This window comes from Rhizobium sp. WCS2018Hpa-16 (assembly GCF_031843705.1).
GTDB lineage: Bacteria > Pseudomonadota > Alphaproteobacteria > Rhizobiales > Rhizobiaceae > Agrobacterium > Agrobacterium tumefaciens_C.
In genome coordinates this window covers 218,637-243,957 of sequence record NZ_JAVTIX010000002.1, presented here as the reverse complement: position 1 = coordinate 243,957, position 25,321 = coordinate 218,637, and the positions used below count along the sequence as shown (strand labels likewise).

Genomic DNA, 25,321 nt, shown 5'->3' with positions numbered 1-25,321 from the left:
CGTCAGCCAAGATCTAAGAGGCCACGCGCTCCGGCGCGTGGCCTTTTTTATTGGACGCAACAAGCTTCCAAACCTGACGCTCCCGCCAAGCCAGCGGGCTCATGCCGGTGATGCGGCGAAATTCCCGGTTGAAATTGGATTTGGTCTGGAAACCGCAGTCCAGCATGATAGCGGTCACGGATTGCTCTGTCTCCTCCAGCAGGCGGCAGGCATCGCTGATCCGTAGCTGGTTGATATATTGCGAGACATTGCCACCCGTGGCGCGGTTGATGGCCTGGGAAATCTGGCGGCTGGGCAAGGCCAGCTTGCGGGCCAGACGCGACAGATTGAGGTTCTCGTCGCGGTAAACTTTCTGCCGCGCCATCAACGCCTCCAGCCGTGCCATGATCTCGTGATCTTCGGTCGTCGCACTGACGGACGCGGCATCCGCCTGTACGCCGCCTTCCGGCGCACCACCTGCCAGCGTCTCGGGTTTACTGTTGCCCGCAACCCATGCGGTGAGGCCAATCATGAAAAGGACCAGCAGGTTGCCATTTCCGACGATGACGCCAATATTCTGGCCTCGCGCCCACTGGAAATCGAGCAGGACGAGAATGTCGAAAGTCGCTGACATGCAGAGCGCAGCACCTGCGAGAAAAAGCGCGCGATGGACCGATGCAACACTTGCGAACTGCGCCTCCTCCAGCCCATCCGGCCCACGCCTGCCAAGCAGCACGATGGCGATGGCATAGCCGACAAACAGGGCAATCAGAACGTAATCGATAGCGACGGGTGCAAGCACCATCACCAGCAGAATGACCAGGGATGGCATGACAAGACTGGCAATATTTGCCGTGCTTTTCAGCCGCCATTCATCCATCAGGCTTCGAAAACTGGCATAGGCCAATGGTGGCAAGACAGACGCCATGACCGGCAGGACAAATCTCAGCCATTCGACCTGATAACCCCAACGCAGACCGAGCAGAGCCGATTGCACCGCACTGAGCGCGATGAGCGCCAGAAACGGACGGTTGGCCTTGCCCCCTCCACTGCCGCGAACAATTGAGAACAACATCAGGAACAACAAAAGCGAAACGACAAAAGGCAAGGGAATGAAAAGCACGATGGGTGATCCGGAGTGTGAACCGATAATGCTTCCTACATGAACTGAATCGTGTTTGCGCACGACCTCAAACGTGTTTCAGGGCGTGAAAAAAGCGGGATGGACGGACATCAGCCTCGTTCCTCCAACCCATGAGGCTTTTTATGCGCTCCATTCTATCCACCATCTTGCTGTCCACTCTCTTCCTGCCATCTGCCCACGCAAGCGAAGATGTCGGCGTCCGCGACATCGCCATCCCCTCACCGCTTCGCGGCAAGGATATTGCGGTTACGGTCTGGTACCCATCTGACGGAAAGGGCGAGGCCGTCCGTGTTGGCGAAAACAGGTTTTTCGAAGGGGCGATGGCGCTGAAAGATGCTGCCATTCAGCCGGGACACCTTCCATTGGTGCTTCTTTCGCATGGCTCCGGTGCACGCGGCACCACCATGGCCTGGATTGCCACGGAACTTGCAAAAGCGGGCTTCATCGTGGCAGCACCTGACCATCCCGGCACCACGAGCGGCGATTCCACACCTGAAGATACGCCGAAGATATGGGAGCGCACGGATGATCTCTCCACCATCATCACATCACTGACCACCAATGCCGAATGGTCACCTTCCATCGATGCCAATCGCATCGGGGTCATGGGCTTTTCACTGGGTGGCAGCGCTGCGCTGGAACTGGCGGGAGCTCGCGCCAATCTCGACGCCTATGTGAAATATTGCGTCGATTATGCCCAGTCCATGGATTGCACATGGTTTTCAGGTGGCCGTGGCTATAAAAACGGCGAGGCTATTACTGTGCCGCCATTGGATTTGCGCAACGTCGATAAAGTCCGGTTCGAGCAATCGAACCACGATCAACGCATCCGCACCGCCGTTCTGGTTGATCCTGGCCTTGAGGTCGCCTTCACGAAAGAGAGCCTTCACGACATCAAGATACCGCTGACCTTCATTAATCTGGGCAGCGTCGGCGCTGTCCCCGTGTCGGTCCTAGCAGATCAACTGGCCAAGGATGTGCCAGATGGCACCTATGCGCAGGTGAACGGTTCCGACCACTTCAGCTTCTTGCCGGTCTGCAAGCCGGGCGCTCAAGAGTTTCTCAAATCGGTCGGCGAGCTCGATCCGATCTGCACGCCATCCGGTCCGCGAGAGCGTGGCGATATTCACGGCGAACTGGTCAAGATGATCGTCGGAGCCTTCAAGACATCTCTGAGCAGCCAGCCTTAAGAGCAGCAAAAATATTGCCCGTCATTAAGGCCGGTACATTTCACCGGCCTTAATGACGCAAAGCTAAACCCATAGATATTAATGGTTTTTTCAAACCTCGCCTGCAAAAGTTGAGGCACGGCGATCTCACCGAAAGAAAGAGACGCTGGTTCAAAAACGGGCCTTGGGGAAAGTTAATGATCATCGATAATCTGTTGGCGCGGTTTAAGATACAAACCAAAGTCATCGTCTTCATCGCACCATTTGTGGCAAGTATTCTTGCAGTTGGCCTTTCGGGTTTATACGCTTCAAACCTGCTTCAAAGCCGCATGGATGTTTCAAACACGATTTTGCAATCCTTGACAGGCTTCAAGGAAGTCTATGGCGGCATGACTTCGTTTCTCAGCAATACCAATGAGGAAACACGGTCTGCCCTGCACCGCCAGCTGGCTGAACAGGCCAATTTTCTGCGCGCGGCCGAAGATGGCAGCTCCGCAGAGATAAAAGATGCTGTCGAGCGCACAAAAATTATCGACAAGCAGGTCGATGAATTATGGACCAGCCACGGCCAGGAACAGTCCCTGCGGGCAAGCATGAACGCTGACCTCGCGACCATGACGCGGGAGTTGAACGGTGTTCTGGCCAATGCCACAAACATCAGAAGCACGTTGCAGTCGGATGAGGCGAAAGCCAAGCAGATGTTGCGCGAAGCGGACAAGCTGAACCGCGGCGCCAATGTCATCGCGACTGTCGTTACCGATTTTAACAAGACGACCGTGCCAGAGGAAAAGACCGCCGCCATCAAGGCCGCAATCGGAACACTGGAAGGCACCGTCAAGGAACTCGTCGGCATGGCAACCGCCGATCAGAAAATGATCATGGATCAGTTGGCCGACGGCGTGAAGCAAATCCGCGCCCAGCTGGATATCGGTGTCGTCAATGAGACCACCGTTGGTGCCATCGAGCGCGTGGTCAACCTCATGCGGCCTGCCACCATTCGTCTTCAGGGCTTTGCGAGTTTGAGATCACGGCAGGCGACAGAGGTGTTTGGCAAGCTGGACCAACCGCTGGAACAGGCATCAGGCTTCCTGGCCAATGCCCGCCAGATCGCCGAGGACGCAAAGAACCTTGAATTGGAGATGGCCGGCTATGTGGCGGCACCCAGCAAGAAGAAACTCGAGACATTTCGTGACGCAGCTTTCCGTCTGAATGTGTCCACCGGCTCCATGTCCGGCGACGACAAGATGTCAGACGCCACGCGCAAGAGCGCCAAAACCATCGACGGCCTGGCAACGAAGCTGGACGGCTCCGCGACCCAGCTTCTTGCGATCTCGCAGCAGCGCAAGGTCGCTTTCAGCATGGCGGAAGAAGAAATTGGCCGCGTCTGGACCAGCCTGACGACATTTGCTGAAAAGCAGCGCAGTGCCGCCGATACAGAGCGTAGCAAGGCGGATGGCATTTCGCTTTCTGCCATGGTCATCGGCGTTCTCGTCGCGATTTTTGCGGGCATCGGCCTCGTCATGACCTTCAAGGGCCCAATCCTTGGCATTGTTGGCGCCATGAAGCGTCTGGCCAAGGGCGACATGGACATTCCGCTTGAGGCCAAGAACCGCTACGACGAAATCGGCGACATGGCGCGTGCGCTCGAAGTGTTCAAGGAGAATGCTGAGGAGCGGATCCGGCTTGAGGCTTCAACGCAGGAGCAGCGCGCATCTGCCGAAGCTCAGCGCCACGCCAATGAAACCGAGCGCAGGGAACTCGACCGCCAGATCCAGTTTGCCGTCAGCGCGCTGGCCGGTGGCCTTGAGCGGCTGTCTGCAGGCGATATTTCCACCACGATCGATACGCCTTTCAACGATCGTCTGGAGCAATTGCGTGTCGACTTCAACCGCTCCATGCTGCGCCTGCGCGACACGATTGGCGGCATTGCCGAAAACGTTGCTGCCATTCGCGGCAACGCCCAGCAGATGTCGGAATCGGCGGTTGACCTAGCACGCCGCACGGAACGTCAGGCTGCATCGCTTGAAGAGACGGCAGCGTCTGTAGACGAGGTCAACTCGAACATGCGCAATGCGGTTGAACGTGCCCGCGAAGCCAATGGCATTGTCGACAAGACCCGTCGCAACACCGAGGAATCGCTTGTTATCGTGCGCAATGCGGTTGACGCCATGCAGCGGATCGAAAATGCATCGCAGACCATCGGCAACATCACCGAAGTCATCGATTCCATTTCGTTCCAGACCAACCTGCTGGCGCTCAACGCCGGTGTGGAAGCCGCGCGCGCCGGGGAAGCCGGAAAGGGCTTTGCCGTGGTTGCCCATGAGGTGCGGGAACTGGCGCAACGATCCGCCGCTGCGGCCAAGGAAATCCGTGAACTGATTGCCGTTTCATCCAGCGAAGTCGCCGCAGGCTCCAGCCTCGTCGCCAAGACGGGTGAAGCACTGGCCCAGATCGGCACGCAGATTGCCAATGTCAGCGATCAGGTCGGACAGATCACACAGGCGACGCAGGATCAGTCTGTGGCCATGCAGCAGATCAACAGCTCCGTTGGCGAAGTGGATCTCTTGACCCAGCAGAACGCGGCGATGGTGGAAGAAACCAGCGCAGCGAGCGAGCAGTTGAACGAAGAAACCGATCAGTTGCTCACGCTGCTGGCGCAGTTCCGCCTGGAGTCCAACCAGAGCGGCAGCCAGGGCAAACGCTTCGCAGCTTAAGCCAATATTGTTTGACACCAGAACGCGCGGGCGAAATCGTCCGCGCGTTTTGCGTTCTGGCAGACCCGGTCAAAGTGGCAAAACGGATAGCGCCTCAAGACATTTCCCGATCGTAAAGATTGGATTCAGCCTTTTTTGATAATTTGTCGTTAGTGATAATTTTTTGATGGTCCCGGGCATGCGCGCTTTGCGTTTTGCCCCTTGTTTTGCGTACGGGTTCTCATGCATCGATCGACAGTGCCAGCTTTTGTTCTAGCCTGCCTATCCCTCACAGCCTGTACATCCAGTACCGGGCCAGAAGGCCTGATGGCGGGTATCCCTTCCCGGGAAACCACAAGTTCTGTGACGCCTTCGGCACCCGTGCCTCAGGCAAGCGTTGGCCAGACGCAGGCTCCCCTTCGTGCGGAACCATCCCAGAAGGTTCTGGCCTGGGGTGGGCCCGTGCCGTCTGGCTCGCCGGCCTTTGCGGCTGTCGATCATCAGACTCCTATGCCGGAAATGAACCGACCCATGGCGCCGCAAGCCGGGGTCGCCCTACCCAATGAGCGCCCGGTGCAGATGGCCATGGCGGCAGCGCCCGCAATCAGTTCGGGACCTGCGGTGCGTTCGCGCCTCTTCCGTTCCAATTTCAGCGATGCGAAGCCGATCAATTTCGGCAGCGTCACGCCACGGCACTATCCTGTGCACGGCGTGGATGTGTCCCGTTGGCAGGCCAATATCGACTGGGAACGGTTGAGATCCCGCGGTGGCAACTTCGCCTTCATCAAGGCGACCGATGGCGGCGACCATCTGGACCCGATGTTCAAGACCAACTGGAACCGTGCCAAGGCGGCAGGGGTCAAACGGGGTGCTTACCACTTCTTCTACTGGTGCCGTGCTGCAAGCCATCAGGCGGAATGGTTCATTCGCAACGTACCACGCGACCCGGATGCGCTGCCTCCGGTCATCGATGTGGAATATAACGGCGAATCCAGCTGCAAGATGCGGCTGCCCCGCGCCAAGGTGCTGGAAAAGATGCAGGTCTTCATGGACATGCTGGAGCGCCACTATGGCAAGCGCCCGATCATCTACACCGCACCGGATTTCTACAAGGACCACCTGTCCGGCGAGTTCCTGGATTACCCCTTCTGGCTGCGGGCAGTGGCACAGCATCCATCCAAGGTTTACCCCGGACGCAAGTGGTTGTTCTGGCAATATTCCGGCTCGGGCCTTTCTCAAGGCGTTGATGGCAAGATCGACCTGAACGTCTTCAGTGGCAACGAGAAGTCTTGGGAACGCTGGTCATCGCAAGGCGGCAGGGGCTAGAGCGAAAACCTTTTCGCACCTGCCACACAGGCAACGACACCGAGTGTGACGCCCAGCATCGCCACACTCACAGGCTCACCCAGAAGCGTCGCGGCCAGCGTGAGGCCAAAGAATGGTTGCAGCAACTGCAACTGTCCCACTGCGGCGATGCCACCCAGCGCCAGGCCGCGATACCAGAAGATGAAGCCAATCAGCATGCTGAACAGCGACACGTAAAACAGCCCGCCCCACGCATCAGCGGCGATATCACCCCAGTGCGTTGGCATGGTAAGCACTGCCAAGGGCAGCATGAGGGGCAGCGACAGAACGAGCGCCCAGGAAATGACCTGCCAACCGCCCAGCCGCCGCGACAGCGCCGCCCCTTCCGCATAACCCAGCCCGCAAACGACGATGGCGCTCAACATCAAGAGATCGCCTCTCCACGACATGGCCGCGTCCTGACCCAGTGCAAACCCGGCGACCAGACTGCTGCCGAGACCGGAAAACAGCCAGAAGGCCAGACGGGGCCGCTCCCCGCCACGCAGCACGGCAAAGATGGCTGTGGCAAGCGGCAGAAGGCCGACGAAGATGATGGAATGGGCGGATGTGATGTGCTTCAGCGCAAGCGCCGTCAACAGCGGAAACCCGACGATGACGCCCAGCGCAACAATTGCCAGAGGCATGATATCGCGGCGCGCCGGGCGCTTCTCTTGAAAGACCATCAGTAAGGCCAACGCCAGAAGCCCCGCGATGCTGGCGCGGGCGAGCGTGAGAAAGGCTGGATCGAAACCCGTCACCGCCATGCGTGTGGCCGGCAGAGAGCCGCTAAAAATGACCACGCCGATAAACCCGCTCCACCAGCCGCTTGATGTCTTGTCCATTGCATCACTCCGTTTCAGGTCAACGCTATGCGTGAACATGGCTAGCGACACCAGCAACAGTGCGATACAGTTGAAACAAACCGTTATGGTATGTGGAGCAGTACGGATGGATGGATCAGCAATGAAAGCCGATGGCTCCGCGCCGCGCATCGAAGCGGTGATGCGTGAGATCAGACGCCGTATTGCGGCACGCAGCCTGCCGACCGGTGCAAAGTTGCCATCGGTGCGCAGCTTTGCAAAGCTCATGCAGGTTTCCACCTCAACCGTGGTTGAGGCCTATGAACGACTGGTGGCGGAAGGTGCGATCCGTTCCCGCCCCGGCTCGGGCTTCTATGTCGCAAGCGCACTTGCGCCTCTGTCTCTTGCTGAAATCGGTCCCAAACTCGACCGGGCGGTTGATCCTTTCTGGGTGTCTCGATTGGCGCTGGATGGCGGGGCTGATGTCGCGAAACCCGGCTGCGGCTGGATGCCCGCCGACTGGATGCCGCAGGATGTGCTGCGTCGCGCCATGCGCACTCTTTCGCGCGGTGAGCTGGAGCACCTTACGGATTACGCCACCCCGCTTGGGCTTTTGCCCATGCGCCAGTTTCTTTCGCGGCGTTTTGCCGAGCAGGGCCTGCATGCAAGCACGGGGCAGATCATTCTCGTCGATTCCGGCACTCAGGCGATTGATCTCCTGTGCCGCTTTCTGCTTGAGCCTGAGCAGACCGTGCTGGTCGACGACCCCTGTTATTTCAATTTCCATGCGTTGCTGCGCGCCCACCGGGTCAAGCTCATCGGCGTTCCCTATACGCCCACCGGGCCGGACGTGGCGCTGTTCGAGCAGGCTTTGAGTGAACACAAACCCCGGCTTTACATCACCACCTCTGGCGTCCACAATCCAACCGGTGCTTGCCTATCGCCCGTAAATGCCCATCGCGTCTTGATGCTGGCCGAACGGGCCAACCTCACCATCATCGAAGATGACATTTTTGCTGATTTCGAAGAGCAGAGAGCGCCGCGCCTTGCCACCTTCGACGGCTTGAACCGCGTGGTCCAAATCGGCAGCTTTTCCAAGACCCTTTCGGCATCCGTGCGCTGCGGCTATATCGCAGCGCCCAAGGACTGGATCGAGCCGCTGACGGATCTAAAAATTGCTGCCAACTTTTCCGGCAGCCAGCTTTCGGAAGCCCTTGTCTACGCGGCATTGAGGGATGTGCAATACCGCCGCCACATGGATGGGCTGAAACCACAGCTTTCGCGCGCGAGGATCGTGACCATCAACACGCTTGGCGACCTTGGCATCACCCCCTGGATGCTGCCGCAGGCCGGTATCTTTGTGTGGTGCAAGCTACCATCAGGCGTCGATGCTGCGCAGGTTGCCCGCCATGCTTTGACGCAAAACATGGTTCTGGCACCGGGGCAAATCTTCAGCCAATCACCCGGGGCAGCAGGCTTTATGCGCTTCAATGTCTCGCAATGCGCCAGCCCTGATCTGGTCAATACTCTGCGCCGGTCCCTGAAAGAAGGGAAATCGTCCGCTTCAGAATATTAAGGATTTCTCATGTTTCGGGAACAAAATACGAGACTGCTTGTTTTCTCGGCATAGTAGAGGAGAAACGAGCATGTCAATCGATCCAAACCTGCCACGCGATCCGAACCTTCGTCCAGATCGCCCTGAACTGCGCACCACACCGGAAGCCGCACGCAAATCACCCGGCTTGATGCCGTGGATTGCCATCATCGCCGTGCTGCTGATCGGTGGCTTCATATGGATGCAGATGAGCGCGCCGGCGACGACAGACGCAACGACGACCTCATCGACAACAGCGCCAGCGGCCAACGAGCCAGTACGGGCACCGATGACACCCGCTGCGCCAAACACCACAGCGCCAGCATCGCCAAACACTGGCGGCACGCAGACGCAGCCATAAGCTGACACCATATTGGTGAAAAAGAAAAACCGCTTGGCCTTGGCTCAAGCGGTTTTTTCGTGATCAATCGTCGCTCATCTTCAGCGCGGCGATAAAGGCTTCCTGTGGAATGTCCACCTTGCCGAACTGGCGCATGCGCTTCTTGCCTTCCTTCTGCTTGTCCAGAAGTTTGCGCTTACGGGTGGCATCGCCGCCGTAGCACTTGGCCGTCACGTCCTTGCGCATGGCCGAGATCGTTTCACGCGCAATGACGTTACCGCCGATGGCTGCCTGAATGGGGATCTTGAACATGTGGCGCGGAATAAGGTCTTTCAGCTTTTCACACATATCACGGCCGCGCTTGTCAGCTGCGGTGCGGTGCACGAGCATGGAAAGCGCGTCCACCGGCTCACCATTGACCATGATCGACATCTTGACGAGGTTGCCTTCGCGGTAACCATCCAGATGGTAATCGAACGAGGCATAGCCCTTGGAAATGGACTTCAGGCGGTCATAGAAATCGAACACGACTTCGTTGAGCGGCAGCTCATAGGTGAGCATGGCGCGCTTGCCGACATATGTCAGTTCCGTCTGAATGCCGCGACGATCCTGACAGAGCTTCAGAATACCACCGAGATAATCATCCGGCGTCAGAATGGTCGCCTTGATCCAAGGCTCGCGGATTTCTGAAATCTTGACGACATCAGGCATGTCAGCCGGATTGTGCAACTCGCGCTCAGAGCCATCGGTCATGGTCAGCTGGTAGACCACAGACGGCGCTGTTGCGATGAGGTCGAGGTCGAACTCGCGCTCCAGACGTTCCTGAATGATTTCCAGATGCAGAAGTCCAAGGAAGCCGCAACGGAAACCAAAGCCGAGAGCAGCAGAGGATTCCATCTCAAACGAGAAGGAAGCGTCGTTAAGGCGAAGCTTGCCCATGGCCGCACGAAGATCTTCGAAGTCCGCAGCATCGACCGGGAAGAGGCCGCAGAACACCACAGGCTGGGCAGGCTTGAAGCCCGGCAGTGCCTGCGCCGTCGGGCGCTTGTCTTCGGTAATGGTATCGCCAACGCGGGTGTCGGCCACTTCCTTGATGGAACCGGTGATGAAACCGATTTCACCCGGGCCGAGGCTATCGACAGCCACCATTTTTGGGGTGAGAACGCCAACGCGCTCCACCTGATACTTGGCATCGGTGCCCATCATGCGGATGGTCTGGCCCTTGGTCAGCACGCCATCGAGCACGCGCACCAGAACCATGACGCCGAGATAGGTGTCGTACCAGCTATCGACCAGCAGGGCCTTCAACGGACCCTTTTCGCCCAGCTCGCTCTTTGGCGGCGGCAACTGGTGAACGATGGCTTCCAGAACATCTGGAATGCCGAGGCCGGTCTTGGCCGAAATCAAAACGGCCTGGGATGCGTCGATGCCGATGACTTCTTCGATCTGTTCGCGGATGCGGTCCGGCTCTGCCGCAGGCAAATCGATCTTGTTCAGAACCGTGACGATCTCGTGATCATTGTCGATGGCCTGATAGACGTTGGCCAGTGTCTGCGCTTCCACACCCTGGGAGGCATCCACCACCAGAAGCGAACCTTCGCACGCGGAAAGCGAGCGGGAGACTTCATAGGCAAAGTCAACGTGGCCGGGGGTATCGATAAGGTTCAGGACATAGGTTTCGCCGTTATTCGCCTTGTAATGCAGGCGCACGGTCTGTGCCTTGATGGTGATGCCGCGCTCGCGCTCGATATCCATGTTGTCGAGCACCTGCTCGGACATATCGCGTTCGGCAAGGCCACCCGTGGACTGGATCAACCGGTCTGCAAGCGTGGATTTGCCATGATCGATATGGGCAACGATGGAGAAGTTGCGGATATGGTCAAGCGGGGTGCGGGTCGAATTTGTGCTCATGCCCCGCGCTATAGCAGGGGCTCTTGCGCTGGAAAAGCGGGAATTTGGCGAAACGCCTTTAAAGTTCGGCTTTTTAACGATCGTGACGCCGTAAGACTTTTGGAGCAGCCATTCTCCTGCGGCATCTTGACTCCATCTTGAGAGATTTATATTCTCACATAATGGAAAATCACGATGACATCGAGCGGTCCATTGCGGAGCGCATCAAACATTTGCGCCAACAGCGCAATCTCACGCTCGACCAGCTCGCATCCACATCCGGCGTCAGCCGGGCGATGATTTCGCGGATAGAGCGGGCGGAAGCCAGCCCGACGGCTGCTCTTCTGGCCCGCATCTGCGCGGCGTTCGGGCTTTCGCTATCCGGCTTCTTTGCGCAGGATGAAGGCGTCGCCTCACCGCTCATCAAACGGCAGGACCAGCCGACATGGCAAGATCCGGATACTGGCTATATCAGACGCGCCATCTCCCCTCCCCTTAACGGGTCCGATGTCGATATCGTCGAGGTGGAGTTTCCGCCCCATGCCAAAGTGACCTTCCCGCCGCACGCGGCAAGCCGCGGCATGGTGCAATATGTCTGGCTGCTGGAAGGCGCACTGGAGATGACGACCGGTGGCGAGGTGCACCAGATGGGGCCGGGCGATTGCCTGTTCATGCCCGTCGGTGAAGGACACATGTTCCACAATCCATCCGATAAACCTGCGCGCTATGCCGTGGTGCTGGACCAACGCAAGCGCTGACATCTTCAGGAGTTACGAATGACCCTCATCCGCACATTGAACGGGCAGGAAACACTGGCAGCGTTGCCAGAGCTTTGCGAGGTTCTCTCCGATTGCGTCAATGGCGGCGCGTCCGTTGGCTTCATGCTGCCCTTTTCGCCCCATGATGCGGAGGCCTATTGGCGCGGCGTGGCTGACGCAGTCGACAGAGGCGAGATCATCCTCGTTGCCGCGCAGGTGGATGGCAAAACAGTGGGCACCGTTCAGGTCGCTCTGGCATCAAAACCCAACCAGCCGCACCGGGGCGATCTGATGAAGCTTCTCGTGCATCGATCGGCAAGAGGTCTCGGCCTTTCCCGCAAGCTGATGGGCCATGTGGAAGCCGAAGCGGCCAGGCGTGGCCGAACCCTTCTGGTTCTGGACACCGCCACCGGCAGCGAAGCGGAAGCCATTTATATCAGGTTCGGCTGGCAGCGCGTGGGTGTCATTCCCGATTATGCGCTATTTCCCGATGGTCGCTACTGCGGCACAACCCTGTTTTTCAAGCGGATCGGCTAGCCCACGCACTTGCAAATCTGCACCGGCTGGCGAAACATGCTTTTCACGCCTTTCTGCAGATATGAGGATACGATGCAAGACGCCGCCCCAAAACCACGCATTGCCATCATCTACTGCACCCAGTGCAACTGGCTCCTGCGCTCCGCCTGGATGGCGCAGGAACTGCTGCACACATTCGCAGACAGCCTTTCAGAGGTAGCGCTGGTTCCGGCAACCGGCGGCCGATTCGAAATTCTGGTCGGCGACCATGTCATCTGGGAGCGCAAGCGCGATGGCGGCTTTCCCGGCCCTAAGGATCTCAAGCAGCGCGTGCGCGATATGATCGACCCGAACCGGGACCTCGGTCATTTTGACCGAACACCGAATGAAGGGATTGATAGCTGACTCTCAAGCCAGCTTCAGAGAAGAAGGCCGCTTGGCGTTGAACTCCCACAGGCTGATGTCGTTTTTTTCGCTTAAAAATCAATGATCGTCACAAAACTTCAAAATGTCTGTTGACACCAGACGGCTGCCCCCGTACATGGCTCCTCGTCGCCCAGATGGCGGAATTGGTAGACGCGCCAGCTTCAGGTGCTGGTACTCGAAAGGGTGTGGAGGTTCGAGTCCTCTTCTGGGCACCATTCCATTTTTGATCTTAGCCAGATCAACAACTTAGCAAAAATTCGCAGTGAAAATCACGCCTTCGGGCGCATGCGGATTTGCGCGCTTTCGCATTTGGAAAGCACGGGCATGCGCGTGGCTAGGTTGACGTTTTCAGCCATGCCTTTGGCGCATTGATATCGTCAGAAAAGTGTTATTGGCCGCTGGCCGCGCCGCCTTCAGTGGGCGCATGCTCTTCGCAGTTCGGCGTACAGGACAAGACCGTGCGGGCAGTCTGGCGGAAGACGCGGACGGTGTTACCTTCATCGATGGAAACGAGCACGCGCTCATCGACAATAGCATTTCCATCAATATCCAGCAGGACCAGATTGGTGGTGCCGAAGCTGCGCCCTGTCAGCACAATGGTCGTTGCATCCGCAACGGTGGCATCTGCGACTTTGGAGTTGCCGATAATGACTTTGCTGACGGGCCGATCCAGCTTCAGCACGCGGGCGTGATTCATGGAAACACGCAGCATATCGCCATCGGCTGAGAGGACTGCCGTCGAGGATGTGATGACCATAGCCAAGGTTACAGCGATTCGTGCCGTGGAAATGGACAGCATGGGTCGGGACAGCCTTGATTGGAGCGGGCGCGCTATAGTCATAGAAGCACCATGCGCGGGATTGGTGAATGAAGCGTTAAATCGCAATCCCATTATGGCATAGGCGCAAAGCTTCGCGCGTCCAGTTTCTTGCACCACTATGGGGCATGCCCCATTTTGAAACTCGATATGCGCCACATTGAAACGTTATCTGAGAGTGAATTAAAGCGTGTTTTCCGCAAGAATAAAGGCTTTCAGCGATGTATAAATATTGAAATTCTACTTTGATCTATTGTTTACTATGCTCAACGTGACCCTCGCTTAATCATTTCTTAAGCAGCTTTTTTAAGTGGTTGGAAATCTACCCTCGCTAGTTTGGCTGGAACCGAACAACGGAAAACAGTTGTCGGCGTGCTGAACAACAATCGAAGAGTTTAGGAGAACCCGCATGACACAGATTTTCGCTCGCTTCATGAAAGACGAGTCCGGCGCGACCGCCATTGAATACGGCTTGATCGCAGCGTTGATTTCCGTCGGCATCATCACTGGTGCCTCGACCATCGGATCGTCTCTTTCGCGCGTGTTCGGTGACATCTCAACGAAGATTTCTGGTTCCGGCGCTGGCGGCGCTGCTGCACCAGCCAAGTAATTCAGATAGAAATACAATCGACTATACCGCCGTATGGCGGTATAGTTTTTAATGATAAAGAAGCAGGCGATGGCATTTATTCTGAGGTCTGAATAATGGTTACCGCAGCAATATTTCTTATTATACCGCTGTGCCTCGCTTTCGCGGCTATGAACGACCTCTTTACAATGACGATCCCCAATCGCATTTCGATTGTCCTGCTTTTGTCATTTGTCGTCGTTGCACCCCTGGCAGGTATGGACCTGCAAACATTCTCCATGAGCCTTGTGGCGGGGCTTGCCGTTTTCGCAGCAAGCTTTGCCTTGTTCGCACTCAATACAATGGGCGGTGGAGATGCCAAACTACTGACAGCATCTGCCGTCTGGTTCGGCTTCGATCAGGCGTTGGCGGTCTATATGGTTGCCGTAGCCCTTTTCGGCGGCATCCTCACCATCGGCATTCTGTTCATCCGCTCTCATCATCAACAAATCATGGCAAGCGGCCTTCCTGTTCCCGACTCTCTGCTCGTTGCCAAGAAAGTGCCCTATGGCATTGCCATTGCTGCGGCTGGTCTCGTGACCTATCCGGATGCGCCCATCGTACAATTTGCCATGCGGGCCATGATATAGGTCTCTAGCTTCCAAGCAGGGCGGCGTTTAAATCTCATTAACCACAGCGCGACACATTTTATTAACTATAATTACACCAATGGCGGGCCATGGTGGGGAGAGATTCTGACTCCTTCAAGGCCCAAGCATGAAACCGTCTCGCATCGTCATTCTTTCAGTCGCCGTGGTCGCCGCCGGTCTGGCCGGTTTGCTGGCCATGCAGCTTGGCGGGCCGCAGCAGGTTGTCGAGCATGCGGAAGCGATCATTCAGAAGGAACCGACGGTCAATATTCTGGTATCTTCCGTCAATCTGCCTGTCGGAAGCCGTTTGAGCGCCGACTCCGTTCGCTGGGCAGCATGGCCGCAGGGCAGCATCAATGAAAATTTCGTCACCGAGACCAAACGGCCAGACGCTATCACCGAGTTGACAGGCTCTGTGGTTCGCCTGCCCTTGTTTGAAGGCGAGCCACTGCGGCCTGAAAAGGTGGTGGATTCCAGCACGCGCATCATGTCTGCCCTGTTGCCAGCGGGCAAACGGGCTGTAGCAACGGAAATTTCCGTTGCGACCGGAGCAGGCGGTTTCGTGCTTCCCAACGACCGTGTCGACGTGATCATGGTTCGCAAGGGCGATGCGGGGAGTTTTCTCACCGAAAACGTTCTCAACAATGTCCGTGTTCTGGCCATCGACCAGCAGATCAAGGAAGGCGAGGACGGCACCACCGCCGTCGTCGGTGCAACGGCCACGCTGGAACTGACGCCTGAGCAGGCGAAGATCATGACGGTTGCGCAGCAAATGGCAGATCGCCTGACACTTTCGCTGCGATCCGTGGCTGACGCGCAGGATAGCGACACGACATCTGCCGACTATCTCCTGAGTGGGGGCTCCGGAAAACCGGCTATCCAGATCATCAAATCCGGCTCAATCGTCCGGGACGGACAGGGAGGGTCGGCACAATGACCAGACACCGCGCAATTTCCTGCCTGACAAAAGCCATGCGCTCGTCCGTCACGGGCGGACTGGCGTTTTGCATCGCATTCTCTGGCTTTCCCGGTTTGAACGCGCCATTGGGCTTTTCGACACACGAAGCACTGGCCCAGAGCGCCAGCATCGTACGGATCAATGAAAGCGGCCAGGGTGTTCGCAAGCGGCTGAAGCTTGGGCTTAACAAGGCGCTGGTCATCGACCTGCCGCAGGACGCCCATGATATTCTGGTGGCAGACCCCAGCATGGCAGATGCCGTAACGCGCAGTTCGCGGCGTATCTACCTGTTCGGCAAGGCGGTCGGCCAGACCAATATTTTCATATTCGGAGATCAGGGGCAGGAAATTGTCAGCCTTGATCTGGAGGTCGAGCGGGATATTACCGGCCTGCAAGCCAATCTTCGCCGCTTCATTCCCGAATCCGACATTCGTGTTGAAATCGTATCGGACAATATCGTCTTGTCTGGAAGCGTGCGCACGCCTCAGGATTCCGCCCGTGCCGTTCAGCTTGCATCCGCCTTCCTGAAGGGCGGTGAGGCAACCACGCGTAACATTACCGAGACCAGCCAGAGCAATGGCGATGGTGCGGTCGCTATTTTTGCGGAAGATCGCCAGGCATCATCCATCGTCAATATGCTGACCATCGAGGGTGAAGACCAGGTCACATTGAAGGTGACGGTGGCGGAGGTCAGCCGGCAGGTTCTTAAGCAACTCGGCTTCAACGGCTCCATCAGCGGTTCCGGCAGTGACGCTAGCGGTCGCATTTCCTTTTCCAACCCAGCGAACCTTGGCAACGCAATCGGCGTTGCCGGGACAGGTAATATTGCCGGAACCATCGGCAAGGTCACTCTGGGCAGCTATTTCAACGCCATGGAACAGGCCGGTGTCATGCGCACGCTGGCAGAACCAAGCCTGACGGCCATTTCTGGCGAACAAGCGAAATTCTATGTTGGCGGCGAGTTCCGCCTGCCTGCGGAACAGGAAGTGGCCGTTGATGGTACAACCGGTCGGCCCACTGTGACGCGCACCACAGATACGGTCGATTATGGCATCGAGCTGAATTTCCGGCCCGTCGTGCTGTCGCCGGGCCGTATCAGCCTCAAAATCGAGACCAATGTCTCAGAGCCCACCTATGAAGGCAGTGCCGTCACCGGCAACGGAAGCAGCGTCAGCATTCCCGGCAGCACCTATCTGTCCATCCGCAAGCGAGAGGCTTCCACAAGCGTGGAGCTGCCATCCGGCGGTTCCATCGTGATTGCCGGTCTTGTGCAGGACAATGTTCGCCAGGCCATGTCCGGCCTGCCCGGAGCTTCCAAGGTGCCAATCCTCGGCACATTGTTCCGCAGCAAGGACTTCATCCGCAACGAGACCGAGCTTGTCATCATCGCGACGCCCTATCTGGTGCGACCGGTGGCGCGCAACGAAATCGCCCGCCCGGATGACAACTTCAACCCGGACAATGATGCCGGCATGTATTTCATGAACCGCGTCAACAAGGTTTACGGCAACCGGCAGCAGGCTCACACACAGCCCTATCAGGGCTCGGTAGGGTTTATTTACAAATGATGAAAATGCACCCAATGACCCCGTCCCAAAACGCCTCCCGCCTTCGCAGAGCCGGGATTACCCTCTCATTGCTGACCGCAACCCTGCTGCTTCAGGGATGTGCGCGCGACCCGATGTCGACTGGCGCCATTCCCGATGACTACAGAACGCGTCATCCGATCACCCTTTCGGAAGCGCAGCACTCGCTGGATATTCCGGTTTCTGCTGGCGACAACCGTCTGACCATCGGCATGGCTGATACCATCAAGGGGTTTGCGCAGAGTTATACAGCGGTCTCCTCCGGGCTGGTGCAGATCCAGGTGCCGACGGGATCGGCCAATTCTGCCGCGGCGTCCATTCTCAGGCGCCAGATCCGCTCCGTGCTGGGCAATTCCGGTATAGCGTCGAACAAGATCGTAGAAACCCATTACCGCGCAGCGCCAACGGGCGATGCCGCACCCATTCGCCTGAGCTACATTGCCATGACAGCCATGACGGGGCAGTGCGGACAATGGCCGGAAGATCTTTCCGACAACACCTATTCCAACAAGAACTGGTACAATTTCGGCTGCGCATCGCAAAACAATCTCGCCGCGCAGGTGGCAAACCCGATGGACCTCGTCGGTCCGCGTGGCATGAGCGCAATCGATGCGGAGCGCCGCTCCGTGGTGATCGGTAACTATCGCGCAGGCAAGAACACTTCCACGGCGGACTGATACCGACGAGAACGCATGCGGCAACAGGAAAAACAATGAGCCCGGTCAATTACGATATTCAACAGGCCAATCCGCAAGAGTCCTATTCCGAGGAACCCTTGCGCATGGGCGATCTGGACGGTTTGAGACCCCTGCCCCGCATCTCCATCCATGCCTTTTGCGAAAGCGAAGGCATTCAGCGGCTGATGGAGCGCCTTTCGGGCGACCGCCGCATGAACAAGGTTAGCCTGCGTGTCACCAATGGTGAAATCGAAGCGGCAGCGACGATGTTTTCATCCAGCCCGACGCCAAACCTGATCGTGCTGGAAACAGCGCGTGAACCGTCTAACCTGCTGAGCGACCTTGCTCCTCTGGCCGAGGTCTGCGACCCCACGACACGCGTCATCATCATTGGTCGCCACAACGATATCGCGCTCTACCGGGATCTCATCCGCACCGGCATTTCGGAATATCTCGTCGCGCCGGTGACGATGCCGGACCTGCTGGCGTCGATTTCTGCCATTTTCGTTGACCCGGAAGCAGAGCCACTTGGCCGCAACATCGCCTTCATCGGGGCAAAGGGCGGCGTCGGGTCATCGACCATCGCCCATAATTGCGCCTTCGGCATTTCCAACCTGTTTTCAACCGAAACCATTCTTGCCGATCTTGATCTGCCGTTTGGCACAGCCAATATCGACTTCGATCAGGACCCGGCTCAAGGCATCGCCGAGGCGGTCTATGCCCCGGAACGTCTGGACGAAGTGTTTCTCGACCGGTTGCTGACCAAGTGCTCCGAGCATCTTTCGCTGCTGGCCGCGCCATCGCTTCTGGACCGGCCCTATGATTTCGAACGCCTGGCCTTCCAGCCGCTTCTGGAGCTTTTGCAGCGCAGCGCGCCTGTTGCCGTTCTGGACGTACCCCACACCTGGTCCGACTGGACTCAGACGGTGCTGGCCGACGCAGACGAGGTGGTGATTACGGCTGTGCCTGACCTCGCCAACCTCAGAAACACCAAGAACCTGCTGGATGCCCTGAAAAAGCTGCGACCAAACGACAAGGTGCCGCATCTCGTGCTCAATCAGGTCGGCATGCTCAAGCGCCCGGAGATTGCGCCTGCCGATTTCTTCGAACCGCTGGAAATCGAGCCGATTGCCATCATTCCGTTCGATGTGCAGCTCTTTGGAAATGCGGCCAATAGCGGACGGATGATCAGCGAAATCGACGCGAAATCACCGATTGCTGAAACATTCTCGCAGATTTCCCACATCGTTACGGGCCGTTCTGCTGCGCGCAAAGCAAAGCGGGCCGGACTTGGCAAGTTCATGGATCTTATAAAACGCAAGTGATGCGCGGCTTGGCCGTGAAACATACCGGAAGACACAAATGTTCGGAAAACGTGGCAACGAAGGTCCCGCAAGGGGCGCATATAGCGGGCAGGCAGCACCATCTGCACCTGTGCCGCCTCCTGTTGCAACGGCACCACGCGCCGAGCAGGCGGACATGCTTGTCATGGCCCCACCCGCGCCACCAACCCATGCAACTCCACCCCAGGTGCGCAAGCGTGTTCGCACGGATGAATATTACCAGACAAAAGCGCAGGTGTTCTCGGCCCTGATCGACACGATCGATCTGTCGCAACTGGCAAAGCTGGACACGGAAAGCGCCCGTGAAGAAATTCGCGATATCGTCAACGACATCATCACCATCAAGAATTTCGCGATGTCGATTTCCGAGCAGGAAGAGCTGCTGGAAGACATTTGCAACGATGTACTGGGTTATGGCCCGCTGGAGCCGCTGCTGGCACGCGACGATATTGCCGACATCATGGTCAACGGGTCGGGCCAGACCTTCATCGAAGTCAACGGTAAGACCATCGAATCCGACATCCGGTTTCGCGACAATGCGCAGCTCCTGTCGATCTGCCAGCGCATCGTCAGCCAGGTTGGCCGCCGTGTGGACGAATCAAGCCCGATCTGCGACGCGCGTCTGCCGGATGGATCGCGCGTCAACGTCATAGCACCGCCGCTTGCCATCGATGGTCCCGCACTGACGATCCGCAAATTCAAGAAGGACAAGCTGACGCTTGACCAGCTGGTGCGCTTTGGTGCAATCACGCCAGAGGGTGCGGTTCTCCTGCAGATCATCGGGCGCGTGCGGTGCAACGTCGTCATCTCAGGCGGAACAGGTTCTGGCAAGACCACGCTTTTGAATTGCCTGACAAGCTATATCGACAAGACCGAACGCGTCATTACCTGCGAAGACACAGCCGAGCTTCAGCTTCAGCAGCCGCATGTCGTGCGGCTCGAAACCCGCCCGCCCAACATTGAAGGCGAAGGCGAGATCACCATGCGTGATCTCGTTAAGAACTGCCTGCGCATGCGGCCAGAACGCATCATCGTCGGCGAAGTCCGTGGCCCTGAAGTGTTTGACCTCTTGCAGGCGATGAACACCGGCCATGATGGCTCCATGGGCACCATCCACGCCAACACGCCGCGTGAGTGCCTGAGCCGCATGGAATCCATGATTGCCATGGGCGGCTTCAGCCTTCCGGCAAAGACCGTGCGCGAAATCATCTCGTCTTCCGTCGATGTCATCATTCAGGCTGCCCGTCTTCGCGATGGTTCGCGCCGCATAACGCAGGTCACCGAAGTGCTCGGCATGGAGGGTGACGTCATCATCACCCAGGATCTGATGCGCTATGAAATGGACGGCGAGGACGCCAACGGCCGTCTGATCGGTCGCCATGTTTCGACGGGTATCAGCAAGCCATATTTCTGGGATCGTGCACGTTATTTCAACGAGGAAAAGCGCCTTGCCGCTGCTCTCGACGAGATGGAAAAACAGTCTCAATAGCCAAGACCTAGAGCATTTCCGGCGAAAACGGGATCACCTGAAATGCTCTATCTATTTGTTTTCACGCAGTCCGAACGCAAAACCGCTCACGCACTTTTGCTGGACGCGCTCTAGGCGGAATGCACAATGAACATGACGGTGCTGTTGCTCGTGATCCTCGTCGCCGTTTCGGCAGGAGCGATGGCCTATGTCTTCCTGTTTCCGCAGATCGAGGTTGAAAAGAAAACAGCAAGCCGTGTGAGCCGGGTGAAGGCGGCTGAAACCGACCGCATCAAGATCAAGGCTGCGCGAGACCGCGTGCAGGAGATGAGCAAGCGCCGAAAATCGGTGCAGGACACGCTCAAGGATCTTGAGAAAAAACAGAGCGAGAAATCCAAGAACCGGCGCGACAACAGCGTTCGTGGCAAGCTCGTTCAGGCCGGACTTTCCATAACCATCCAGAAATTCTATCTGATGGGCGGTGGGCTTGGCCTTGCCGTCTTTCTGGTCTCGCTTCTTTACGGAGCGCCGCTGCTTCTTGCCGTTGGTGGTGGAATGGTGGGCGCGCTTGGGCTGCCGCGCTGGATCCTCGGCTTTCTGGTCAAGCGCCGGCAGAACAAGTTTCTGGAAGAATTTCCCAACGCGCTTGATGTCATGTACCGCTCCATCAAATCGGGCCTGCCACTTAATGATTCCGTCCGGCTGATCGCGTCAGATGGGCAAGAGCCTGTGAAGACCGAGTTTCAACGGGTTGTCGAGGCCCAGCAGGTGGGCATGACCATTCCTGAAGGCATCAACCGCATGATGTTGACCATGCCTTTGTCTGAGGTGAACTTCTTCGGTACCGTCATCACCATTCAGGCACAGGCCGGTGGCAACCTCTCGGAGGCGCTTGCCAACCTGTCCAAAGTACTGCGTGAACGCCGTAAAATGCGGGCCAAGGTCAGCGCACTTTCCATGGAGGCCAAGGCATCGGCCGTCATCATCGGCGCGCTTCCCTTCATTGTGGGGCTCCTCGTCTACCTGACATCGCCGGACTATATCGCGGTGCTTTTCAGCGATCCGCGCGGGCACCTTATTCTCGGCGTATCCGGGTTCTGGATGCTCATCGGCGTGGTTGTCATGCGCCAAATGATCAACTTCGATATTTGAGGCGCAAGAGCAATGTCACAGGAACTGATCGCCAGCCTCGTCAACCCGCACCTCATCATCGCCCTCCTCGTCGGCGTGGCCGTCTTTGCAACCTTTTATACGCTGGCACTCCCCTATTTTGAAAAGGGCGACCTCAGCAAACGCATGAAGGCGGTTTCCACCGAGCGGGACCAGATCAGAATTCGTGAACGCGACCGCATGGCCGAGGCGGCCAAGGGCGGGAAAACGACGCTGCGCGCCAGCAACAACAAATCAGCAACGCGGATCGTCGAGCGGTTCAATCTGCGCGAAGCCTTGGTGGATGCCAATACCGTCAACAAGCTACGGGCCGCGGGCTACCGTTCCCAGAACGCTTTGAACACGTTTCTGGCGGCACGTTTCATTCTGCCCTTCATCTTTCTGCTGCTGGCTTTTCTCTGGGTCTTCGTCATGGGCAATCTGGCGACACGGCCCTTCGGCCTTCGGCTGATGGCGGTTCTCGGCTTTGGTTATCTCGGCTTCTACGCGCCCAACATTTTTGTTTCCAACCAGATGTCCAAGCGGCAGAAATCCATCAAGCGGGCCTGGCCGGATGCGTTGGATCTGATGCTGATCTGCGTGGAATCCGGGGTCTCGATGGAAGCGGCGATGCGCCGGGTTGCCGAGGAGATGGCCGACCAGTCTCCCGAACTTGCCGAGGAAATGGTGCTGACAACGGCTGAATTGTCGTTCTTGCAGGACAGGCGCACCGCCCTTGAAAATCTCGGCATTCGCACGCAGCTGGATGGCGTGAAAAGCGTGGTGCAGGCGCTGATCCAGGCAGAGCGTTACGGCACACCGCTCGCACAGGCGTTGCGTGTGCTGGCGCAGGAAGGCCGTGACGAGCGCATGAATGAAGCGGAGAAGAAGGCGGCCGCACTGCCCCCGAAGCTAACCGTTCCGATGATTATTTTCTTTCTGCCGGTACTGATCGCCGTCATTCTCGGACCAGCTGGCATTCGGGTCTCTGACACGTTCTAAAGAGCTATCGACAACAAAAAAGGCGGCCCACAGGCCGCCGTTTGCAATCATTAAGATGAGCTCGGCAATCAGTTTGTCGCGGTCTTCTTGTTCTTGTCGGAAAGTTGCGACCATGCGTTCTGCTGGGACAGCATGCCCCGCAGATAGGTCAGGTTTGCCTGCGCCTGCTGTGCAGAAAGCTCCTGCATGGCAATGCGTTCGGCCTCTTCGAAGCGTCCCTGAAGTCCGACGACAAGCGCGAGGTTCTGCCGGATGCGGCTATCGGCACCGGGCTGGGAGGCCGCAGAGCGCATATAGGTTTCCGCCGTGCGCGGATCATTCTGAAGAACGTATGACATTCCAAGATTGGACAGAATGCTCGGATCATTCGGCTTGAGATCTAGCGCCTGACGGTATTTCGCCCGCGCTTCTCCAGAACGGCCCAGTTGATCGAGAACCGCACCTTCAGCGGAGTAGAGACGCCAATCGGGCCTGTCAGGCGTTTGCGCGCGGGTGATCGTCGAGAGTGCCTGTTCCAGTTGTCCGGCGGCGGCCTGCGCCTTACCATAGGATGCCAGAACCTCACGGTCGGATGGGTAGGCAATGGCCACCTGCTGCATGACGGCGAGAGCCTGCGTGTTCTTGCCGGTCATCATCAGCACATTGGCGTAGTTCAAGCCCGTATTGCGGTCCTTGGGGTTACGCTCATAGGACTTGCCGACGGAAGCCTCCGCCTGCCGCAGCTGGTCCATGTTCATCTGGTCATAGGAATGGGACACCGCCGGAATGGAGCCGGTGGACATGCGGTCGGGCTTGTTGGTAGCGCATCCGGCCAGCGCCAAGGCAAGGACTCCGGCGCAAACGCCGCGTACCAACAATGAATGGCGCGCTGAAAGGGAAGAAACAGCAATCACAACATTGCCCCCGGCTCTGGTTTTGATCGAAACGGGCAACGCAGCGCGATTTCTCTCGACGCAACCCTCGCTCCAGCAATAATCTGTTAACCCTAACAGAGTGTTAATTCGACGATTCCACCCCCCTTTCGAAAGCATCCTATGCCCCATTATCAATATATCGAACGCGCCACGCCTTTCACGTCCAAGGGGGGAAAAACACTGCCGGTCTTCGCGGTCACACCTGCCCATATCGAACAGGCTGCGATTGACCCGATTGCGCTGGATTGGGCACGCAAAGCAGGCTTCAAGGGCGATGCGGGCGCTATCCTTCTGGTGCCATCGGCAGAGGGTGCTCTGGGTGGAGCGCTGCTAGGACTTGGAACCAACCCTTCGGAATTCCCCTTCATTACGGGCAAACTGGCACGTGAGCTGCCGGAAGGCGAGTGGCATATTGAAACGGCACCGCTCACCGTCAACCGCCTGATGCTGGGCTTTGGTCTGGGCGCCTACCGTTTTGACAAGTACCGCACCTTGAAAAGCAGTGGCGCAAAGCTGCTCATGCCACGCGACGCGGCAGATGCAGAGATCAAGCGCATTCTGGCTGGCGTCTATCTGGCCCGCGATCTTATCAACGTTCCGGCCAATGATATGGGACCTGACCAGCTTGAGATCGCATTCCGCAGCCTTGCCGCCCACTACAAGGCGCAGGTTAAGGTCGTGGCCGGTGAGGACCTGCTGAAGGAAAACTTCCCTCTCATTCACGCTGTTGGCCGCGCCAGCGAAAGCGCACCTCGCCTTCTGGACATGCGCTGGGGCAAGAAGGGCAATCCGCGCATCACGCTGGTGGGCAAGGGCGTCTGCTTCGATACGGGTGGCCTCGACATCAAGCCGTCTTCATCCATGGCGCTGATGAAAAAGGATATGGGCGGAGCCGCCAATGTGCTGGGTCTCGCCTTGATGATCATGGATGCCCGGCTGCCAATCGAGTTGCGCGTCCTCGTACCTGCGGTGGAAAACTCCATTTCCTCCAATTCCTTCCGCCCCGGCGATATCTATCAGAGCCGCAAGGGCCTGACCGTACAGATCGACAATACCGATGCGGAGGGGCGTCTGGTGCTGGCGGACGCTCTGGCCTATGCGGATGAAGATGCGCCTGATCTGATGATCGACATGGCGACGCTGACGGGTGCTGCCCGTGTGGCGCTTGGTCCCGATGTTCCGCCCTTCTTCACCGATGACGAGGATCTGGCGCACGGCATAGCGGATGCGAGCATGGATGTTGATGACCCGTTGTGGCGCCTGCCGCTCTACATGGGCTATGATAAGGATATCCGCTCCCGCGCAGCAGACATTACCAATGCGCCTGCTGGCGGCATGGCTGGATCCATCACCGCCGCCCTCTTCCTCAAGCGTTTCGTGACGCAGACGAAGAGCTGGGCCCATCTGGATATTTACGGCTGGTCGCTCAGCGAGCGCCCGCATTCATCCATCGGTGGCGAAGCGCAGGGCATTCGAGCGCTGTTCCATTACATCTCGCGTAACTTCGCAAAGAAGTAACAGGGAAATGGGGGCGGA

23 protein-coding genes and 1 tRNA gene are annotated in these 25,321 nt (G+C 57.7%); 19 read left to right on the top strand and 5 right to left on the bottom strand.

What is annotated here, in order from left to right; translation table 11 throughout:
- Nucleotides 1-13: 13 nt before the first annotated feature.
- Nucleotides 14-1,102, bottom strand: coding sequence for an AraC family transcriptional regulator (locus RQI55_RS07300; RefSeq protein ID WP_243256784.1), 1,089 nt, complete (start codon nt 1,100-1,102; stop codon nt 14-16).
- A 143-nt stretch (nt 1,103-1,245) separates the two neighbouring features.
- Here RQI55_RS07300 and RQI55_RS07295 point away from each other — a divergent pair, with 143 nt between their 5' ends.
- The 3 genes from RQI55_RS07295 to RQI55_RS07285 all read left to right on the top strand — a co-directional run bounded on the left by RQI55_RS07295 (nt 1,246) and on the right by RQI55_RS07285 (nt 6,311).
- Nucleotides 1,246-2,313, top strand: coding sequence for an alpha/beta fold hydrolase (locus RQI55_RS07295; protein WP_243256785.1), 1,068 nt, complete (start codon nt 1,246-1,248; stop codon nt 2,311-2,313).
- 176 nt (nt 2,314-2,489) lie between these two features.
- Nucleotides 2,490-5,006, top strand: a complete 2,517-nt coding sequence (locus tag RQI55_RS07290) for a methyl-accepting chemotaxis protein (RefSeq protein ID WP_243256786.1) — start codon at nt 2,490-2,492, stop codon at nt 5,004-5,006.
- 222 nt (nt 5,007-5,228) lie between these two features.
- Nucleotides 5,229-6,311, top strand: coding sequence for a GH25 family lysozyme (locus RQI55_RS07285; protein WP_243256787.1), 1,083 nt, complete (start codon nt 5,229-5,231; stop codon nt 6,309-6,311).
- Here the strand turns inward: RQI55_RS07285 and RQI55_RS07280 are convergent.
- Nucleotides 6,308-7,171 (bottom strand): DMT family transporter, encoded by an 864-nt coding sequence (locus tag RQI55_RS07280; RefSeq protein WP_243256788.1) that lies wholly within the window; start codon nt 7,169-7,171, stop codon nt 6,308-6,310. The two genes, RQI55_RS07285 and RQI55_RS07280, sit on opposite strands and share 4 nt — an antisense overlap.
- 106 nt (nt 7,172-7,277) lie before the next feature.
- Between RQI55_RS07280 and RQI55_RS07275 the strand changes: the two genes are divergently transcribed.
- Both RQI55_RS07275 and RQI55_RS07270 read left to right on the top strand, forming a co-directional pair.
- The gene (locus RQI55_RS07275) at nt 7,278-8,705 is read left to right on the top strand and encodes a PLP-dependent aminotransferase family protein (protein WP_243256789.1); all 1,428 of its coding nucleotides are present in this window, start codon (nt 7,278-7,280) and stop codon (nt 8,703-8,705) included.
- Nucleotides 8,706-8,775: 70 nt separating this feature from the next.
- Complete coding sequence (locus RQI55_RS07270; RefSeq protein WP_042616307.1) at nt 8,776-9,084, top strand: hypothetical protein; 309 nt, start codon at nt 8,776-8,778, stop codon at nt 9,082-9,084.
- Between the two features lie 63 nt (nt 9,085-9,147).
- On the opposite strand, the gene lepA is transcribed toward RQI55_RS07270, so the two are convergent.
- Complete coding sequence (gene lepA / locus RQI55_RS07265) at nt 9,148-10,986, bottom strand: translation elongation factor 4 (RefSeq protein ID WP_042616306.1); 1,839 nt, start codon at nt 10,984-10,986, stop codon at nt 9,148-9,150.
- A 149-nt stretch (nt 10,987-11,135) separates the two neighbouring features.
- Between lepA and RQI55_RS07260 the strand changes: the two genes are divergently transcribed.
- The 4 genes from RQI55_RS07260 (at nt 11,136) to RQI55_RS07245 (ending at nt 12,868) form a co-directional block, all read left to right on the top strand.
- Complete coding sequence (locus RQI55_RS07260) at nt 11,136-11,711, top strand: helix-turn-helix domain-containing protein (protein ID WP_243256790.1); 576 nt, start codon at nt 11,136-11,138, stop codon at nt 11,709-11,711.
- Nucleotides 11,712-11,729: 18 nt separating this feature from the next.
- A complete protein-coding gene (locus tag RQI55_RS07255) occupies nt 11,730-12,248 on the top strand; it encodes a GNAT family N-acetyltransferase (protein WP_243256791.1) in 519 nt (172 codons plus the stop codon).
- Between the two features lie 72 nt (nt 12,249-12,320).
- Nucleotides 12,321-12,632, top strand: coding sequence for a SelT/SelW/SelH family protein (locus RQI55_RS07250; RefSeq protein ID WP_243256792.1), 312 nt, complete (start codon nt 12,321-12,323; stop codon nt 12,630-12,632).
- A 149-nt stretch (nt 12,633-12,781) separates the two neighbouring features.
- A tRNA-Leu gene (locus RQI55_RS07245) sits at nt 12,782-12,868 on the top strand.
- Nucleotides 12,869-13,041: 173 nt separating this feature from the next.
- Here the strand turns inward: RQI55_RS07245 and RQI55_RS07240 are convergent.
- Nucleotides 13,042-13,410, bottom strand: coding sequence for a pilus assembly protein N-terminal domain-containing protein (locus RQI55_RS07240; RefSeq protein ID WP_243257009.1), 369 nt, complete (start codon nt 13,408-13,410; stop codon nt 13,042-13,044).
- A 469-nt stretch (nt 13,411-13,879) separates the two neighbouring features.
- Between RQI55_RS07240 and RQI55_RS07235 the strand changes: the two genes are divergently transcribed.
- From RQI55_RS07235 to RQI55_RS07195, 9 genes are all read left to right on the top strand, one after another.
- Complete coding sequence (locus RQI55_RS07235; RefSeq protein WP_243256793.1) at nt 13,880-14,080, top strand: Flp family type IVb pilin; 201 nt, start codon at nt 13,880-13,882, stop codon at nt 14,078-14,080.
- A 95-nt stretch (nt 14,081-14,175) separates the two neighbouring features.
- Nucleotides 14,176-14,688, top strand: coding sequence for a prepilin peptidase (locus RQI55_RS07230; RefSeq protein WP_042616301.1), 513 nt, complete (start codon nt 14,176-14,178; stop codon nt 14,686-14,688).
- Between the two features lie 127 nt (nt 14,689-14,815).
- The gene (gene cpaB, locus RQI55_RS07225) at nt 14,816-15,625 is read left to right on the top strand and encodes a Flp pilus assembly protein CpaB (RefSeq protein WP_243256794.1); all 810 of its coding nucleotides are present in this window, start codon (nt 14,816-14,818) and stop codon (nt 15,623-15,625) included.
- Entirely contained in the window at nt 15,622-17,214 is a 1,593-nt protein-coding gene (locus tag RQI55_RS07220) for a type II and III secretion system protein family protein (RefSeq protein ID WP_243256795.1), read from the top strand. Before cpaB ends, RQI55_RS07220 begins: the two co-directional genes overlap by 4 nt.
- A 14-nt stretch (nt 17,215-17,228) precedes the next feature.
- Nucleotides 17,229-17,909 (top strand): CpaD family pilus assembly protein, encoded by a 681-nt coding sequence (locus RQI55_RS07215; RefSeq protein ID WP_243256796.1) that lies wholly within the window; start codon nt 17,229-17,231, stop codon nt 17,907-17,909.
- A gap of 35 nt (nt 17,910-17,944) precedes the next feature.
- The gene (locus RQI55_RS07210) at nt 17,945-19,234 is read left to right on the top strand and encodes a CpaE family protein (RefSeq protein WP_311272443.1); all 1,290 of its coding nucleotides are present in this window, start codon (nt 17,945-17,947) and stop codon (nt 19,232-19,234) included.
- A gap of 37 nt (nt 19,235-19,271) precedes the next feature.
- A complete protein-coding gene (locus tag RQI55_RS07205) occupies nt 19,272-20,741 on the top strand; it encodes a CpaF family protein (protein ID WP_192063243.1) in 1,470 nt (489 codons plus the stop codon).
- A gap of 126 nt (nt 20,742-20,867) precedes the next feature.
- Entirely contained in the window at nt 20,868-21,872 is a 1,005-nt protein-coding gene (locus tag RQI55_RS07200; protein ID WP_243256798.1) for a type II secretion system F family protein, read from the top strand.
- A gap of 12 nt (nt 21,873-21,884) precedes the next feature.
- Nucleotides 21,885-22,871, top strand: coding sequence for a type II secretion system F family protein (locus RQI55_RS07195; protein ID WP_042616294.1), 987 nt, complete (start codon nt 21,885-21,887; stop codon nt 22,869-22,871).
- A gap of 68 nt (nt 22,872-22,939) precedes the next feature.
- On the opposite strand, the gene RQI55_RS07190 is transcribed toward RQI55_RS07195, so the two are convergent.
- A complete protein-coding gene (locus RQI55_RS07190) occupies nt 22,940-23,653 on the bottom strand; it encodes a tetratricopeptide repeat protein (RefSeq protein ID WP_192063827.1) in 714 nt (237 codons plus the stop codon).
- A 252-nt stretch (nt 23,654-23,905) separates the two neighbouring features.
- Between RQI55_RS07190 and RQI55_RS07185 the strand changes: the two genes are divergently transcribed.
- Complete coding sequence (locus RQI55_RS07185; RefSeq protein WP_192063241.1) at nt 23,906-25,303, top strand: M17 family metallopeptidase; 1,398 nt, start codon at nt 23,906-23,908, stop codon at nt 25,301-25,303.
- Nucleotides 25,304-25,321: the final 18 nt, after the last annotated feature.